Source organism: Photorhabdus kleinii, assembly GCF_025384885.1.
GTDB classification, from domain to species: Bacteria; Pseudomonadota; Gammaproteobacteria; order Enterobacterales; family Enterobacteriaceae; genus Photorhabdus; species Photorhabdus kayaii.
On sequence record NZ_JAJAFY010000004.1, the window covers coordinates 127,549 to 144,651 of the forward strand.

The 17,103-nt window shown below is 35.0% G+C and carries 19 protein-coding genes, 1 tRNA gene and 1 pseudogene; 6 read left to right on the forward strand and 15 right to left on the reverse strand.

What is annotated here, in order from left to right; genetic code table 11:
- Nucleotides 1-2: 2 nt before the first annotated feature.
- Nucleotides 3-671, forward strand: a complete 669-nt coding sequence (locus LG003_RS04310; protein WP_262980240.1) for a helix-turn-helix transcriptional regulator — start codon at nucleotides 3-5, stop codon at nucleotides 669-671.
- A gap of 606 nt (nucleotides 672-1,277) precedes the next feature.
- The gene (locus LG003_RS04315) at nucleotides 1,278-1,544 is read left to right on the forward strand and encodes a helix-turn-helix domain-containing protein (RefSeq protein WP_011145309.1); all 267 of its coding nucleotides are present in this window, start codon (nucleotides 1,278-1,280) and stop codon (nucleotides 1,542-1,544) included.
- 115 nt (nucleotides 1,545-1,659) lie between these two features.
- On the opposite strand, the gene LG003_RS04320 is transcribed toward LG003_RS04315, so the two are convergent.
- Nucleotides 1,660-1,736: transfer RNA gene (locus LG003_RS04320), tRNA-Asp, on the reverse strand.
- 129 nt (nucleotides 1,737-1,865) lie between these two features.
- Nucleotides 1,866-2,612: a DNA polymerase III subunit epsilon gene (gene dnaQ, locus LG003_RS04325; protein ID WP_112876829.1), complete on the reverse strand. Its 747-nt coding sequence runs from the start codon at nucleotides 2,610-2,612 to the stop codon at nucleotides 1,866-1,868.
- A gap of 57 nt (nucleotides 2,613-2,669) precedes the next feature.
- Between dnaQ and rnhA the strand changes: the two genes are divergently transcribed.
- The gene (gene rnhA / locus LG003_RS04330; protein WP_262980275.1) at nucleotides 2,670-3,140 is read left to right on the forward strand and encodes a ribonuclease HI; all 471 of its coding nucleotides are present in this window, start codon (nucleotides 2,670-2,672) and stop codon (nucleotides 3,138-3,140) included.
- Here rnhA and LG003_RS04335 read toward each other — a convergent pair.
- Nucleotides 3,137-3,853 (reverse strand): class I SAM-dependent methyltransferase, encoded by a 717-nt coding sequence (locus LG003_RS04335; protein ID WP_262980241.1) that lies wholly within the window; start codon nucleotides 3,851-3,853, stop codon nucleotides 3,137-3,139. The genes rnhA and LG003_RS04335 overlap by 4 nt on opposite strands.
- Before the next feature lie 42 nt (nucleotides 3,854-3,895).
- Between LG003_RS04335 and gloB the strand changes: the two genes are divergently transcribed.
- Together gloB and mltD are read left to right on the forward strand one after the other, a co-directional pair.
- Nucleotides 3,896-4,648 carry a hydroxyacylglutathione hydrolase gene (gene gloB, locus LG003_RS04340; RefSeq protein WP_112876832.1) on the forward strand — a complete coding sequence of 251 codons (753 nt, stop codon included), beginning with the start codon at nucleotides 3,896-3,898 and terminating at the stop codon, nucleotides 4,646-4,648.
- Nucleotides 4,649-4,719: 71 nt separating this feature from the next.
- Complete coding sequence (gene mltD / locus LG003_RS04345) at nucleotides 4,720-6,081, forward strand: murein transglycosylase D (RefSeq protein WP_262980242.1); 1,362 nt, start codon at nucleotides 4,720-4,722, stop codon at nucleotides 6,079-6,081.
- A gap of 191 nt (nucleotides 6,082-6,272) precedes the next feature.
- On the opposite strand, the gene LG003_RS04350 is transcribed toward mltD, so the two are convergent.
- The 6 genes and pseudogenes from LG003_RS04350 to LG003_RS04375 all read right to left on the reverse strand — a co-directional run bounded on the left by LG003_RS04350 (nucleotide 6,273) and on the right by LG003_RS04375 (nucleotide 9,526).
- Nucleotides 6,273-7,094, reverse strand: coding sequence for an ATP-binding cassette domain-containing protein (locus tag LG003_RS04350; RefSeq protein WP_315903372.1), 822 nt, complete (start codon nucleotides 7,092-7,094; stop codon nucleotides 6,273-6,275).
- Nucleotides 7,071-7,364: pseudogene (locus LG003_RS04355) on the reverse strand (ABC transporter transmembrane domain-containing protein); the annotation flags it as partial. The gene LG003_RS04350 and the pseudogene LG003_RS04355, both read right to left, overlap by 24 nt.
- 140 nt (nucleotides 7,365-7,504) lie before the next feature.
- Nucleotides 7,505-7,822: a hypothetical protein gene (locus LG003_RS04360; RefSeq protein WP_192880992.1), complete on the reverse strand. Its 318-nt coding sequence runs from the start codon at nucleotides 7,820-7,822 to the stop codon at nucleotides 7,505-7,507.
- A 60-nt stretch (nucleotides 7,823-7,882) separates the two neighbouring features.
- Nucleotides 7,883-8,089 carry a helix-turn-helix domain-containing protein gene (locus LG003_RS04365; protein ID WP_262980243.1) on the reverse strand — a complete coding sequence of 69 codons (207 nt, stop codon included), beginning with the start codon at nucleotides 8,087-8,089 and terminating at the stop codon, nucleotides 7,883-7,885.
- 9 nt (nucleotides 8,090-8,098) lie between these two features.
- Complete coding sequence (locus tag LG003_RS04370; protein WP_262980244.1) at nucleotides 8,099-8,662, reverse strand: DUF2975 domain-containing protein; 564 nt, start codon at nucleotides 8,660-8,662, stop codon at nucleotides 8,099-8,101.
- A 684-nt stretch (nucleotides 8,663-9,346) separates the two neighbouring features.
- On the reverse strand, nucleotides 9,347-9,526 hold the full coding sequence (locus LG003_RS04375) for a hypothetical protein (RefSeq protein ID WP_262980245.1): 180 nt from the start codon (nucleotides 9,524-9,526) through the stop codon (nucleotides 9,347-9,349).
- 283 nt (nucleotides 9,527-9,809) lie between these two features.
- On the opposite strand from LG003_RS04375, the gene LG003_RS04380 reads away from it, so the two are divergent.
- Nucleotides 9,810-10,370, forward strand: coding sequence for a 2OG-Fe(II) oxygenase family protein (locus LG003_RS04380; protein WP_262980246.1), 561 nt, complete (start codon nucleotides 9,810-9,812; stop codon nucleotides 10,368-10,370).
- A 373-nt stretch (nucleotides 10,371-10,743) separates the two neighbouring features.
- Here LG003_RS04380 and LG003_RS04385 read toward each other — a convergent pair whose 3' ends face one another.
- Genes LG003_RS04385 through LG003_RS04410 form a run of 6 tightly spaced genes read right to left on the reverse strand, consistent with a single transcriptional unit; the run spans nucleotide 10,744 to nucleotide 16,703 of the window.
- The gene (locus LG003_RS04385; protein WP_262980247.1) at nucleotides 10,744-11,925 is read right to left on the reverse strand and encodes an MFS transporter; all 1,182 of its coding nucleotides are present in this window, start codon (nucleotides 11,923-11,925) and stop codon (nucleotides 10,744-10,746) included.
- Between the two features lie 49 nt (nucleotides 11,926-11,974).
- Nucleotides 11,975-12,646, reverse strand: a complete 672-nt coding sequence (locus tag LG003_RS04390; RefSeq protein ID WP_262980248.1) for a dTMP kinase — start codon at nucleotides 12,644-12,646, stop codon at nucleotides 11,975-11,977.
- Nucleotides 12,639-13,772, reverse strand: a complete 1,134-nt coding sequence (locus LG003_RS04395; protein ID WP_262980249.1) for a radical SAM protein — start codon at nucleotides 13,770-13,772, stop codon at nucleotides 12,639-12,641. Before LG003_RS04395 ends, LG003_RS04390 begins: the two co-directional genes overlap by 8 nt.
- Before the next feature lie 4 nt (nucleotides 13,773-13,776).
- Entirely contained in the window at nucleotides 13,777-14,622 is an 846-nt protein-coding gene (locus tag LG003_RS04400; RefSeq protein ID WP_262980250.1) for an inositol monophosphatase family protein, read from the reverse strand.
- On the reverse strand, nucleotides 14,619-15,641 hold the full coding sequence (locus LG003_RS04405; protein ID WP_262980251.1) for a hypothetical protein: 1,023 nt from the start codon (nucleotides 15,639-15,641) through the stop codon (nucleotides 14,619-14,621). Before LG003_RS04405 ends, LG003_RS04400 begins: the two co-directional genes overlap by 4 nt.
- 21 nt (nucleotides 15,642-15,662) lie before the next feature.
- On the reverse strand, nucleotides 15,663-16,703 hold the full coding sequence (locus LG003_RS04410) for a hypothetical protein (protein WP_262980252.1): 1,041 nt from the start codon (nucleotides 16,701-16,703) through the stop codon (nucleotides 15,663-15,665).
- Nucleotides 16,704-17,103: the final 400 nt, after the last annotated feature.

Here is a 17,103-nt window from a genome sequence, read left to right on the forward strand (position 1 = left end):
AGATGAAAACAGCAAATAACATATCAGCACAAATAATAAACACCATAAAAAATAGCCATGACCCTTGGGGAATTAAAGATAAAAGCACTTGCTTTATTTATGAAAATAAAGCAATGGCTATGCTACAAGATATCCCACTTAATTTAAACGTCGAAGGGCGTTTTGATTGTGAATTACCTTGGGCAGGAGCAATCTTTGAAGAGCAATTTCAACGACATGACAGAACTGTCATGCGTTTGGAAAAAAGTATATCCTCATTAGAGACTCATAGGTTTGGCAAAGAAAAACATCTTTCTTCCTATTTTTTCGAGAAATTCCCATTTTATAATGAAGATAATGAATGTATTGGCATTATTTTTCATGGACGGAAAGCGGAAGCGCTTGCTTTAAAAGAATTTTTCAATGGGAAACTACCGCCTTCCATTATGTTTTGTTCTCCCTCAGAAAAATTTTCCCAACAAGAATGGGAAATTATTTTTCTATTTCTGGCAAAACACAGCAAAAGGGAAATCAGTGAGAGACTCAATATTCCTTATCAATCAGTAAAAGACCAGATAGAAAAAACATATCAAAAACTAAAAATTAACTCTGATTCTCAATTTGAGGAGTACTGCCGTATGAATAATTTTAACCTTTATATACCAGAGAGATTTTTATTCCCTTACTCATAAACATCATCTTTATATTCAAGTTATTATAAGGCGACAATATTATATACCCTATGGATTTCAAGATGCATCGCGGCGGCAAGGGAGAGAATCCCCGGGAGCATAGATAACTATGTGACCGGGGTGAGTGAGTGCAGCCAACAAAGAGGCAACTTGAAAGATGACGGGTATAAAAGCCAACTATAAATATATAAGAAATTTGATTATTACCACGACTCAACCAGATGATATATGGAATAGAATTTCGGGTCGTGGCTTACAAAAAATAAGCAATTTCACTGCATTTATTATGTGAATACAAAATCATTAATAAATTGTATGAAAAACAGAGTGAAAATACTCGTCAGAAATTATTAGTTATTTAAGTTATTAAACCAATAATATTTTTCAAAGAAAATAATAATACTCTTTACATCCAGAAAAAACACCTTCAATATATAGGTCATATTTTGCTATAAAACAATCGATACCATTATTCAGTATTATCTCCGATAGCCAATTCAATTAATCTTCATTGATAATCTGCACCTAATTACTACCAAACAGCAAGACATTGATAATTTATCTATTATCAATGTTTTTCTCACAATTAAAATTTGGAGATTATTCATGGATATTCAAGACTGGCATCCGGCAGATATTATTGCAGCACTGAGAAAACAAGGAACAAATCTTTCAGCCGTTTCCCGAAAAGCCGGATTAGCATCATCGACATTGAGTAATGCATTACATCGCCCGTGGCCAAAGGGAGAAGCATTAATTGCCACTGAATTGGGTTTACATCCATCGGATATTTGGCCATCACGCTATAAACCTGGTAAAGAAAATAAATTCCTAATAAGAATTGCAGAAACAAGCACTATAGAAAGCTGGTAGCGTCTCTATGTCTTATTTCAATGCAATTTCATCATTGTCTATTATCGAGAGATTACTGAATGATATAAGTACAAATGAAAAAGCCCCGGGCAACTACCCAGGGCTTCGGAATCTTTGGCGGTGCGGACGGGACTCGAACCCGCGACCCCCGGCGTGACAGGCCGGTATTCTAACCGACTGAACTACCGCACCGCGCAGTGTTCTGGTTGAGAACGAAGTGAATATTACGAATACAAGATCATTCCGTCAATATTTTTTATAACAAAGTGGCGCACCTGATCAACTTTTCACCCAAAAAGGTAATTTATCTGCAATTTTATATTAGCTTTGTCCAGAATTCATACGCCATAAACAGCTCCCGCCTTTCTTCTCCACTAAATCCAACCTGGATTCATGTGCCGCAAGCTCTTCATCCGTTGCATAAATAACTTTTAATGCCGTTTGAGACCGGGTAATACGCTGTATTTCAGAAACATTCTCACCGCCAGCAACCTCCCCTTCCATTGAAAAGGCAAGAGAAGTCTGCCCGCCTGTCATTATCAAATAGACATCAGACAATATCTCAGCATCAAGTAACGCCCCATGTAAGGTTCGTTTAGAATTGTCTATATCATAACGATCACATAACGCATTAAGGTTATTTCTTTTCCCCGGAAATAACCCTCTTGCAAGTTGTAAGCTATCAGTAATCTTGCAGAAATCCGCAGTTGGCGGAATATCACGATTCAGCTTGCCAAACTCATAATCGATAAAGCCGATATCGAAGGGAGCATTATGGATAATCAATTCAGCGCCGCGAATAAATTCAATAAACTCATCTACAATGTCAGCAAACAGCGGCTTATCCTGCAAAAATTCATCACTGATCCCATGCACTTCAAATGCTTCAGGATCGACCAATCTATCCGGTCGAATGTAGACATGAAAATGGCGACCCGTTAAACGACGGTTAACAAGCTCCACGGCTCCAATTTCAATAATTTTGTGTCCTTCATAGTGAACACCTAATTTATTCATACCAGTCGTTTCGGTATCAAGGACAACTTGTCGTGTAATTACAGTGCTCATAATGCCTTTTTGTGTCAGACTTAGGGTTTTGAATTGAATAAGAAGAGTCTACCAGATATGAGCAAACAGGTAGAAATTTTCACCGATGGATCTTGTCTCGGCAATCCGGGGCCTGGAGGCTACGGTGTGTTATTACGTTATCAACAACACGAAAAAAACCTTAGCGGAGGTTTTTATCGTACAACAAACAACAGAATGGAGCTCATGGCGGCAATTATTGGCCTGGAAACGCTGACTCGCCCTTGCAAAATTGTCTTAACCACCGACAGCCAATATGTGCGTCAAGGCATTACACAATGGATCCATAACTGGAAAAAACGCGGCTGGCGTAAAGCAGATAAATCTCCTGTCAGCAATGTCGATTTATGGCAGCGTCTCGATCAAGCCATTAGCCGCCATGACATTGATTGGCAATGGGTCAAAGGCCACACCGGACATGATGAAAATGAGCGTTGTGATGAACTGGCCCGTGCCGCAGCAAACTCACCAACAGAAACCGACACGGGATATCTCGAAAATAGAGATTAATTACGTTTTCGGTAACATTTTGTTACGCCAACGGCATTGCCCAATTTAGGTTTTAATCGCGTCACTTTTCTCTGACTTAGTGTTAATGGCAGTGTGCGCTTGCGGGCAATAATCAGACTGACACAGCCTAATACAGACAAGTGCCGATTAGAAAAACCTGTTTCATTTCGCCAGGGCAATACTTGAAAGCTGTCACGATATACCACTTCATAATTAAGCAAGCTCAACCAATCAAGTTGGCGCATCATGGAAAACATCCGGCTGCAATAGGGTTGATGACGCCATAATCCCGGAACTAATTTCCCCAAACCAAGCAAACTCAATGAATTAAAACCACTGATAATGAGCCAGCCATCATCAATCATCACCCGGTCAACTTCCCGTAAAAGACGATGGGGATCAGCGCTGTAAGCCAGCATATGACTCAGTAAGCAAGCATCAACAGACTTTTCTTCAAACGGCAGATGGTAAGGATCGCTAATCACCTGCATATTCTTGCCTTCCTTACCTACATTAATCTGATTAAAAATCGGACAAACATTACTGTCAATTTCAGCACTCAAATTACCGACTTTCAACAGATGGAAACCAAATATTTTCGGCCACCAGGGTTGTAATTGGCACTCCAAAGCGGCACGGTAATACTCCCCCCAAGGTAAATCAACCCAAGAAGCCGGGGGATTTATATTCTGTATTGTATGTGCAGATTTCATGGCTTCTTTTCCTTATAACCCGCTGTTAATAAGAGGTATACAATGGAGCTTATCAGCATTCCGGCCCTTTCAGATAATTACATTTGGTTACTTTGTGATGAAAATAGACATGTTGTAATCGTTGATCCGGCAGAGTCACAACCTGTTCTTGATACCTTGGAATCTCGCGGCTGGATACCCGATGCAATTTTACTTACCCATCATCATCACGATCATGTCGGTGGCGTCCCTGGAATTATTGATCAATTCCCTGAGCTACTAGTATACGGCCCAGCAGAAACCCAGAACAAAGGCGCCACCATAATAGTATGTGGCGGTGATAGCATCAATTTCGGTCACTTTTCTTTCCAGATCATCGATGTTCCAGGCCATACTCTGGGGCACATTGCTTTTTATCAAGCGCCTTATCTCTTTTGTGGGGATACCTTGTTCTCTGGTGGTTGTGGACGTCTCTTTGAAGGCACCGCTGAGCAGATGTATACATCTATCGGAAAAATCGCTGAGCTGCCCGATGATACACTGATCTGTTGCGCCCATGAATATACCGTTTCTAATATGAAATTTGCTTATACTGTTTTACCCAATCAGACTATTAGCGAATACCAGCAAAAAGTAATCAGAATGAGGGAAAATAATCAACCAACAACACCAACCACACTACAAACTGAGAAAAAAATCAATATTTTCTTAAAATGTGATGATATTGATTTACAAAGAAATATTGGAATTACACCCAACTCTCAACCGCTTTCCGCCGTTTTCCGTCAACTAAGAAGACAAAAAGATCAATTTTGATTTAGAGAGTTGCTATATCAAACCAAGATAAGTATTATTGGTCGTCTTTTAAGCGACCATAAAAATTAATTATGAAGACAAAAGCGATTCTGTTCGCATCTGTCTTGCTGGTTGGCTGTCAATCAGGGCCTGATTGGTCGACGACAGCCGGACAACGGGCACAGAATTCGTCTTCAACGAGTCTAAAGACAGGCAAGATAGCAACTAATGATACCAATCAGCGTGCTGCCTACTGGGGAGAGGATGATTCTGGCGCTCAGCGTGAGCTGTGGGGATATATCCGTGATGAGTTGAAGATGAAGATCCCTGATAACTACAGGGTACGTGAACAACGAAATTATTACCTGAAAAACAAGAGCTATCTCCACGATGTAACTTTACGGGCTGAACCGTATATGTACTGGATAGTCAGGCAGATCAAGCAACGCGATATGCCGATGGAACTGGTATTAGTACCCATAGTGGAGAGTGCTTTTAACCCGCATGCTACCTCACGCGCTAAGGCCGCTGGTCTGTGGCAGATTATCCCGGATACGGGTCGCAATTACGGTCTTACTCAGGATAAATGGTACGACGCACGCCGAGACGTTGCCGCATCAACAACTGCCGCCCTGAATTTGTTACAACGCCTGAATAAAATGTTCAATGGTGATTGGCTATTGGCTATTGCTGCTTACAACAGCGGCGAAGGCCGTGTTATGCGCGCAATAAAAGAAAACCAAGTAAAAGGCAAGCCAACGGATTTTTGGTCATTATCACTACCAAGGGAGACCTCGCTCTATGTACCTAAAGTTCTGGCACTCAGTGATGTCATCCGTAACAGTGATAAATATGGCATTACGCTGCCAAAATCCAATAATCAGCGGGCGCTTGATCAGGTTGATGTCGGTCAACAAATCACGCTGTCTCAAGCCGCAGAACTGGCGGGCATGTCCCTGACATCAATTAAAGCCTACAACCCCGGGTATAAGCGAGGAGTGACATCGCCGAACGGTCCACATTACATTATGCTGCCAAAGGCGAAAGTTGATCAGTTTAAAAACTCGCTGGCAAATAAAACAATTCTAAGCAATATTCGTCAGGAAGTTGCTAAAAACAACCGCCGATTGAGCAAACAAAACCAATATAAAGTTCGTTCAGGTGATACATTATCCGCTATTGCAAAGCGGTTTAATGTTTCCACCCGTGAATTACAGCGTATGAATAATCTGAGAACCGCCAGATTATTAAAAATTGGGCAAGTATTAAGGGTAAATAATGACAATGCCATTATTTACCGTGTACGCCAAGGCGATTCAATTGCCAGTATTGCTAAACGTCACGGTATCAACATTAAGGATTTAATGAACTGGAACGATGGCATAAAAACAACAGATATCAAGCCAGGAATTGAGTTAATGCTTTATGTCGATGAGTTTTCTGATGAAGCTTAAAATCTTTTCCAGGTGGTATTTTACTGTTGAAATAACCACCACCTCCCCAAGAGGTGGTTTAAGGATGAAAATAATAGATGGCCCTCTTCTGGGGCCATTTTATTTATATCCAGTAGAATAAAGCTGAGATTGCAATATTCATAAAAGCCTCATGATTAATATCTGAATGTTAAACATACTATTACTCAATATTATGATTCCACATTAGACAAAGTTATCACCCGATCTGCACAGGCAATGGTCGACGGACGGTGTGCAATAATTATCCGAGTTATCGATAAAGCTGAAATCGCAGCATTAATAGAAGCTTCATTATCAATATCTAAGTGACTAGTCGCTTCATCCATAAATAAAATATTTGGGCGACGATAAAGGGCCCTGGCAATCAATAAATGCTGTTTCTGTCCACCGGACAAACTCCCACCTAACTCACTTAACATTGTTTCATACTTCATAGGTAATTTAAGAATATCTTGATGGATATTGCTCAATATGGCACATTTCTCAACCCATGTTTCGTCTTTATTATCATCGAAACCAGAAATATTTTCGGAAATACTACCAGAAAAAAGTTTATCTTCCTGTAAAACACAGGCAATATGCTTACGATAATTATTTAACCCAATATCCATGATATTGATATTATTAAAAAGAATCTCACCGTGAGCGGGTTCTATTAATCCTGCCATTAATTTCATCAATGTCGTTTTGCCAATGCCAGAAGGACCAACAATAGCAACACTCTCACCAGGTTCGAAACAAAGATTGAGATTATTAATAATTGGCTTACCATATTCATCATATCGAAAAGTTAAATTCTTGACCTCCAAAGATGATGCCTTTTCTGGTGCCACAATACGACGTGATTCTTTTTGCTCTTCTGTTTTAGATAAAGCAATATCGGAAATACGCTCATTATGTAACGACAACATTCTGAATTGCAAAGCAATGTTAATTAGATTAGCTGTCCTATCTGCAAATAACCCCCGATATGCATTAAATGCGACAAACATTCCTACGGTCATACTCTCATTAATCACTTGATTAGTCGCCAATCCAAGAACAGTAATTTGTTCTAAAGTAACGATTAACGCATTGACTTCAGCAAAAATCATATCAAACTTATTAAGACGAATTTGAGAGTTGCTTGCTTCTATATTGAGATTTAACCATTGTTGTGAACGATGTCTGATAAGACCTAATACTTTCAATGTAGTAATCCCATATAATGTCTCCATTAAATGAGAATTTGACCGAGCATTTTTTACAATTTGTTCATGGGAAGCCTGTTGATAATATTCATATAGAGGAAGATATCACGGGAAAAATATCTTAAACTAACTGTGCCTGAGGATTCAAACAACAAGCCTCAGCAAAAACTCTGATAATACCCCAGGCACTTTATTATTAAACAAATCTTAGATCACAGTACAGTATCTTTTACACATTGAATAAAAGGTTTTACCTCTTCACTTCTTTTTTTATCTAAAGGTTTTTTTGTTTCATCGGAAACATCAAACCTTCCTTTAAATTTTCCATCTACATTCGCCGTTTTCTTATCTGACTTTCCAACAACACTAATTGTGTATGAATGCCCTTTGGGAAGTAAATCCGTACATTTACTCAAGGCACCTTTTTCATTGGTATGAATTTCATTATTAACATCATTTACTGATGTTTCTGCAAAAGAAAACGGGATATAAGCCAAACCAAGCAATAAAGCATATGATAGAAATTTCATCTCTTTTCCTTATTTACTAAATTGACATAACAATTAACAATACTAACTAACACTAACCAACTAATCTTCTTTAAACTCCAGTATATCTCCAGGTTGACACTCCAAATATTGACATATAGCATTTAAAGTGGAAAATCTAATTCCCTTAATCTTTCCTTTCTTTAATAAAGACAGATTCTGCTCGATAATTCCTATTAATAACGCGAGATCTTTAGATTTAACCTTCCTCTTTGCCATCATTACATCTAGAGTCATATGAATTGACACAGTGTACCCCTATATAATACTCTGATTTTCAGCGTATATATCACAGGCTTGATAAAGAATACGAGAAATTATGGCCAAGCAAGCCGACATAAAAAAATCGACAAAATGGCCGGTAGTCAAACTTATTGATATAAAATACCCCCCCTGTGACTCATTCATCGTTAGCCATAAAGTTAGCAAAGGCTCACATAGAATATCTAACATACTCCAACCAATCACTCCCCAACCAGCAAATCCTAAATACCTTGCTGTTTTCTTTGAAAAGTAATCCCTTTGGCTATAACTTCTAAACAGTTGATGTAAAGCCCACAAACTAAATATTAATGATGACAACACGGTACTTGTTATGAGAATTCCACCGGTAAGCTGCCACCAACTGAAAGAATATATATCAAAATTAGGTAATATTCTCTCCGTGAGAGAAAACCCAAGTCCGTACTTCTCCAGGATCAATTCTGGTTTCAACCAACTAAAAATGTTAATTATAATAGCCACCGTGATGACTAACAGAGAAAATTTAGACATGACTAAGCTAAGATTGGCCATTCGATCCAATTTTGAAGAGTCTGTCATACTAACCCCCATCATCAAGCATGATCACACTATAGCCAAAAATTACCGCAAAACAATACTTCCTTATCGCAAAACGATAATAATTTTATGCCTTGGATTAGAATAATTAGGTAACAAATTGTTTTTCAAGCATCTTTTTAAAAAGAAAAATGAACAGATAAGGTAGATGAACATTTTTTCCTATAAGCAAAGATAATTTTTACATTCAAAAACCTTTATTAATAGGATGACTCCATGATATAAAAATAAAAAAATATATTTCACCCGGTATATGGATTCATTGTCTGGAATAAACTCCCATAAGGATAAACTCTAAAACAATAAATATATCTGTCATAAATAAAAAGATGATTTTAATACTTAATTACGCAGGAAAAACATAATTTCAGATACAAACAGCAGTTATATAAACTCTTTGTTATAAATTACCATCAGATTAATTTCATATACTTTACCCAACATAGATAATTACAATAAAATTAATAACAATTGTAAAAATACAAATGATTCCATTTATAAATTTATAAAAAATACAATTACTTAGACATAAACACAACGAAAAAACGAATTAATACACTATAATAATAAACAAGATGAAGATACATTATGTTGAATACAACTTATCGGGTTCAATTTCCAAACTTCTTTTATTGCGAACTGATAAGAATAGAAAATTGTATAATATTATAAATGGCTAGCAAATTTCATCCAAAAATCAAAGATATTCACGAATAAAATAAAAACTCTATCACTATACCTAAGGACTACGACTATGAAAACCTCATCAACAATGCGAACCCCAGTCAAACTACCACCAATGCCATCGGAAAGCAAAGTCTCAAAAACATATAAATCAGCAGACATGGCGCGCTCCTATCTAGAGGGAGATAATCTTATTTTTACTGACAATGACGGTTTTGATCGAGCCCTCCAAGATGGTTTTTTCCTCCTGAAAGCACCACCATATATGGATTTTGAACACGGTGATCGATTTGCACACCACTTCTTTGAACCCACCGCAGAAGGTGACCTTCGACCCTATACGGGATTCAAATCATGCACTTTTTCCAATGGTTACGAAGGTTATTTCGACAGAGAACATGATCAATGGGAACATTTCCGCCTCGAACGGAAACACTGGAACCTTATGCCGTCAGAGGTCTCAACACTGGGTCACCATATGGCACATGTCGGCATATGTATACTACGTTCTGTGTTAGCTTATGTTGGTATTCCTCGTCGTGATTGGGAACTCGTCACCAATGGTATTTCCGAAGGGTTAGAAAACCAGATGTTATCGTTTAACCATTTCCGATCAGAGAAAGCCACCCGAGGTTCTAAATTTCATCGGGATTCAGGATGGGTAACCGTCCTAAGATCGACTGAACGTGGTCTACTGGCTTACATAAATGATGAGCTTTTGGCTATTGATCCTGTTCCGGGATACCTGATCATTAATTTTGGTAGTTCGCTCGAAGTGCTGACTGAAAATTTAATGCCAAATGTTCGAGCCAATGTGCATGGCGTTGTTCGTACCGAACGCAATGGGCAACGCGATAGAATGTCGTATGTCATGTTTTTAGTCAGCAATCTGGCTGGAAATATCTACAAATATGGTCCCAACGGCCCAATCAAAGTTCAATCCGTCAAAGAATTTACTATCCAAGAAATGAATCGGACATACGATGATGATAATGACGCTTTGTAGATATTTTCTGCATAATAAATCGAGGTCATAACACAGATTTAGTTGACAGATACCTTTATATCGGTATCTGTCAGGTTAAATCGACATATGAACCTCGATCCCTCTCAGACTCACCAAATCGTCAGACATATGAGAATGGATTTCTGATAGTCAAGCTGTCTTCCAACAATAATGGTATTCAATCTGAAATATCGTGTGACTGCTATAAAAACAATCTTGCCGAAAAAGAAGAGGTCAATGGGGTTACATGGGGTTTGAGGACCTACATTTACTCGAAATAATTTAATAATAATTGCTATTGCCGGAATTAAACTTTCTAGAATTTTGTTTTTTATTCACTGGGTTACCACGATAGTAAAAGGATAAAACCGTATCATGACGTAGATTTACGATTTATTAAAATAACCACAATTATGGTTAAAAAAATACCTATAAATGTTGTAAAAAAAACGATGCTTATGGAAGAAAAATAAAATATTGTGGAACCTATCAAAGGGCCAATAAACATGGAAAGACCAACAGAAATTGACGTTAAGCCGAATATTTTAGCCGAGTTATCATTAGTTGCAAATTTCTGCATATAAATGGTAACAATAATATTATTCATAGACGATCCTACTCCTATTATTACCATTGCTAAAAATATAAAAAATAAATTGATTTTATCAGAAAATAAATCATTAAATTGATTTGTTATTCCTATTAAAAGATACCCCGTCCCCCACAAAAAGAATGAAAACAATATAATATTTAAAGATATGTTAATCTTATATTTTCCAAATACTAAACCAATTAAAACACCTGAAACACCAGAAAGACACATGGCAAAACTATAATGACTTCCATTTAATCCCTGCTCCATAAAGCTAAGCGCTATTAAGCTATCTGATAGATAGCCAAAACAAGTCAAAGTAGAAATAACAATAAATGAAAAAAATATTTTATTATCTTTGATTATATTGAAGTAGTTAGTTAGTGATATCTTGTTTTTCTTGCGATTAACATTAATCAATGGTTCTGAAACAAAAATATATAAGATTGCTGAAATAAAATAAAGCATTGATATTAAAATAAGAGTCTGTTTTATTGAATAATAGATAAGAATAAAACCTAAAAATAACGGGGCCGCCATTTTGTATATTTGAAATAAAACCTGCCAATAACTAAATTTTTTTTCAAATTGGTTAGTTGATATGCTTTTTAATATTATAAAATTAGAAGGTCCCAAGAATAAACGAAGGATGTTTTTAATAAAAGAATAAAGAATATATATATTAACGTCATCAATATTGTATTGAAATGTGGTAATAACACCGCAAAGTAACGAAATGATAACAATGCACTTTTTTGGTTTTATATTTTCATCTACAAATGACGAAACATAGGGCGTTAGAAATAGTAACGATGCAGCATATGAAATTGTATATAAAGATGAGTATATCGCTCCACCATTCCAATGATATGTGATTAGCGTGAATGATATTATCATCTCCAAATACAAGGTGAAAGAATTTCCTGATGAGGCTAATATTAATTTTCGAAATTCTTTGTCCATTATTTTTCTCCAACTAAAATAGATTTAGTAAATATAGTGCTTACAGTATTTACGTTTTTTTCAGTATTTCCTCTTGAATAATATCTACTGTTAATTTAATGACTGCATCTTTAGTTAAGGTGTCAGTATCAATAATTTTCCAAGTGTCATCATAAAACGTCTGGTATTGATTAAGAACATGTTTTTGATATTCTATGAAATCATATTTCTCATTTATCTCTAATTTTCCAGACTCACTAGGCTTTAATATTTTTTTCCTTTTTTCAGCAGTACCTGGAGGAACATCAAGATATATAACCATGTCTGGCTTTGTGTTTATAGATAGAACCGAGTTACTTAATTTTACTAATTCCGTGGATTTAAGTAAGAACCTTGCTAAATATTTATAATACCAACTATCACATATAATAACTTTACCTTGCAATAAACAAGGTTGAATAATTAAACTATCCAAAACAGCAAACCATGATGCTATCAATAGAATCCAATGCCGGTCACCAAGTTCACCCAATGGAGCTGAAATGTCATAATCCCAAAGGACATCTCGTATTTTTCCCATGTGATACATACTATACCCAGATGGTAGTAAAGGATAATTCTTATCTAAAAAAACAATATTATTATCATCTAGAGATAAAATATCATAAACTTCCCGTGAAATTGTTGATTTACCTGCACCATCATTTCCTTCAAAAGCTATAAATAAACCGCGTTTAATCATTTCTTTTTTCCCCGTAGTACGCTTCAGTATCAAGTGAATTTCTACCACTACCGATAATAAATGGTTTGAATCCATATTTTTTATATAACTTATGCATCTCAGCATATGTTTTATAAATATCTTCAAAAATAGGTCTAGGGTGATTTTGATATTCAGAACCATGATCGGGATGAAAGACTGCTACTGCTGGAACTATGCCATTTTTTGAAAAAAATTCCATCCCTTGTACTAAATCATTTAAAGGTTCTAATCCTGCTACAAACCCAACATAAACATTACCTTCACCTAACTCTGAAACAGCAGCCAGGTATGCTTCTAACAGATTATTTCTCCCGTAGTCTTGTGATTTACCAGGGCATATCTGTTCAAATAATTTAGGATTAAATATTTCTAAACTAATAGCCCAGCTATCAACAAACTCAGAAATCCCCTTTATTTTATTTAGATCTCTAGGGGGCATTGATATTAGATGACTGTTAAGGTCGTTTTTTTCACAAAAAGGTTTTAGAGAAATTAATAATTGTTTGTGCATTTCAAAACCAACATCATAATTACGAGTTGTACCACCATTAATGAGTATTCTTTTATATCTATTAATGTTGTTAGCCTCTATTATGTTCATAACTTCAATTACTTTTGATGGTCTAATAGACTTTTTATGATCTGATAAACTATTTCTAGCTTCACCTAATGAACAAAATTTACACTGACGGCCATCATTAAAATAATAACAATGCCCCGGAGAGAAAAAACCCAAAGTTGTGTCACCATACACCGTGACGTATTCTTCTACTCTACTGCCATCTGAAAGTTCTATACCATATATGTCTGGTTTAATGGGAAATATAACCTTAAACAAAATGTTGTCGGCTTTTATGTAAAAATTTCCATTTTCATGTATTAAATCATAATCAGAATTCTCATTATAGTTGCAGGCAATAATTGTACCATCTTCTAAAATAATTTCTTGAGGTACGGAATGTGTTGTTTCTAACTTAGAGCTATCACCTGTTCCATACGCCCTTCTTTTAGGAATAAAATTCCTTTTATTGTACTCATATATCACGTTTTTATCATATTTTAATCCAGAACATAATACTCTAATTTTTAATTCTATAGTGTTCATTTTTTTATATCCTCAGTAATTTTAATATTGTATCCCCTGCACTTTTAGAAGAAACAGCTATGATTGCTTTTTTCTCAAAAAATAAAGAATCTATAGGTGATAAAATATTATAACTATTTCCATCACGAGTCATTATGTATCCCCCTGACTCCTCAAGGATTAGTTTAGCTGCTGCTATATCTACACAACGTTCGTGACCCATAAGTGATAAATCTAAGAATGCATGCAGAACGCCACTAGCGATCAGGCATATATCTAAACTTGAACAAGATGAGATTCTTACTTTATTTGCTTCATTAATAATTTTATTCTGAACCTCTGTATACTGATTATTTTTCGCCCTATGAAATGATACTCTCAAATCGTTTAATTGAAATGAGGGGCCTGTATATATTCTCTTGCTGGTATATATGCTTTGTATATAAGAACCTTCTCCCAATGATGCTTTATATATAATGTCTCTTGGAATATCATATACCCAGCCCATAATGTATCTATCATTCTTGTAAACAGCTATTGATGTAGTATAGGCAGGATAACCCATAAGCAAGTTATGAGTACCGTCAATAGGATCAATTAGTAAGTAAACCTCATCTTTAATATTTACAGATTGTGATTCAGAATCGTCTTCTGAAATAATGGTGACCTTGAGTTCTGATTTATCCAAGTGCTCGTAAATTATATTATTTAAAATGATATCTATTTCTACTGTTTCGCCATAGTATTTGTTATTATATCCGATATGAATAGTGGAAAGCTTGGCAAGCCATATTCTACGAATCTCTTCTCTGAGTTTGTGAAGGTGTATTTCTAAATACTTACTAACTTCATTATTGAATACATATCTCATGTGACATGATCTCCCAAATAGATGAGTTTTTTATGCCAATCTTCGGCTGTTAAATATGCTATTGTCTTTTTTACATCAAATAATCTGCCTGCATAAATTGCATAATCTGACGATGAAAATGCCCCTAATGTTTTTGGTGAAAACGATACTTTATATATTTTCGATTTGTACCCAACTAAATTTACAAGCATCTTGTAAGCTAATTGAATGCTTCCTCCTGTGTAAGATTTATCAATTATCAGCCAACTTTCGTTTTCTTTCCCTTTGAATTTTGGGTACATTTCATTGAATAATTTTCTTTTATGCAGTAAACCACTATCATTTTCACGATGTATTTCACAGAAATATATATTTTTGTCTAGTGTTTTTGCATGATAAGATAACGCAAGTGGGATTCCTCCCGAAATAATAAATAATTTGTTTTTAGCTATCGTAAAAACCTTATCCCACACATAATGATCTTGGTAAATGTTTTCTATGTTTAATGTGGGGCAAGTTTCCAATGAAAATAAATTAATATTTTTACTGTATTCGTAACGAAACTCGTCATATAAGTCAATTGTTTTTTGTGGCGCATCCTTTAATTTCACTGATTTATCAAGCCCTCTTGAATATATTAATTCTAATTTATTTTTCATTCCTTTGTTTATTATTGTCGATAGGATGTTTTCTTTATTCTTTTTCAACTCGCATAGCTCATTACCATATAAGGCTAATTCTGGATCTAAACCATATCCATTTACTAAGTTACCCATATTAGAAGTAAGTTTATTCATATTTAAATAATCAACTAGTTCATTCCAAATATGTATTATTTCAGTGCTTGATAATCTTGATATGGGTGATGACAAATTACTTAAGTCCATTAGCATTTCTTCTGCATCACGTAGATGAAATATTGTTTCTTGTAATTGGCATCCATTATTTATTTGGTTAAAATATTCTTGAAAATTATTGGTTTTGGTTCCCTTTAATGTTCTCCAGCAGTGGTGCTTACTTATAATCTTTATTCTTTCCATTGTATTTCCCATACGCATTACTTATGCTAATGCCCCTAGTCTTTCGAATTCCGATAGGTAAAAATTAGCATTTTCATTAGTTATTCCAATTTTTTTCAATTCTGAAACAACTTCAAACTCTGTTTTTTCATTATCTATTACTAACCAAACCTTATATGCATCTGAATTAATTTCACATAATGCTTTTTTTGCGAAAAGTATTAATTTCCCATCTTTGCACAAGACTCTATACCATAAATTTTTTATTATTGGTTTGTTATTTTTATCTGATAATAAAATGTCGGATGTATTAGCTATCCTTTTTTTCGTAAAAGATACATTGTAACTGAAAATATCTTTTCCTTGACAATAGTCTAAAGTTAACTGCCACATTTTAGCAACTGAGTTTATGTAATCAATTGTTGAAATATCATTGATTACATTAAATTTTGAACAAATCATCAAATATATAGATGTTATTGGATGGTCTTTTCCAAACACCTTCATTGCATTTTGATAACGCCACTTTATTAAGGTGGATGTGTTTTCACTTGAAGCCAAAATATAATCCATTGCTGAATTAACTGTTCGTTCAAAGTTGAATGCTGCTGATATTAGGTCGTTATTTAAAATATTTCCAATCCCATCGGAAAAGCACTTTTCGCCAAAGTTTTTTGCTTTGGTCTTAAGTATTTCACATAATTTAGTTTTATTTATGTCTCCTTTTAATTTGCTAAAATTATTTGATTTTATAATCGATTCCCCTGTTAATATCCTATGAGATAAATGCAATTTATACCAATCGGAATTTTGGCTTCCACTGTTGATTGTCTTCATGATTTCTTTTATCTCTTTTAAAGAGATGATTGTCACTTCTAACATTCCTATATCGGACGGTATAAATATCTCTTCGCATTCTACTTCCAGCTCTCCTTCCAATATAACATAGACATCATAATCAGATTTTGGTGTTGCAAACCCTTCAATGACTGAGCCTGATAAGTAGCAAGTATACAATTCAGTATCATTAAATTTTTTATTTATTATTACTGTTATTTCCCTTTTTACCTTAATAATGTCCATGTTTTACCTTTTATCTTATAAATGAAAGGATAAATAAAGGAATAAAGGTTATGATATACCTTTATTCCTTTCCATATTAATTAGGGGATGAATTCATTAAACCATTATCATAATTTAATGTTTCATCATTAGTTAGTGGTCTAAATGCTTGCGCTGTTATCATATTCACTTTATCCTCCTCTAGGATTTTTTTTAATAAATACACCGGGTTAAAATTTAATCCAGCCTTGTAATATTAACAGCTTTTATTATTTCAGTTATGTAATAGTTAATATATTTGTGAATTCCATCACAACTAAAAATATAATTCATTGAAAAATAGTAAATTATTTGTTGATTTTTGTGATAAAAATTGTATCAAGCTTGATATGCTTTCCAATAGGTTTATTTGACATAATCA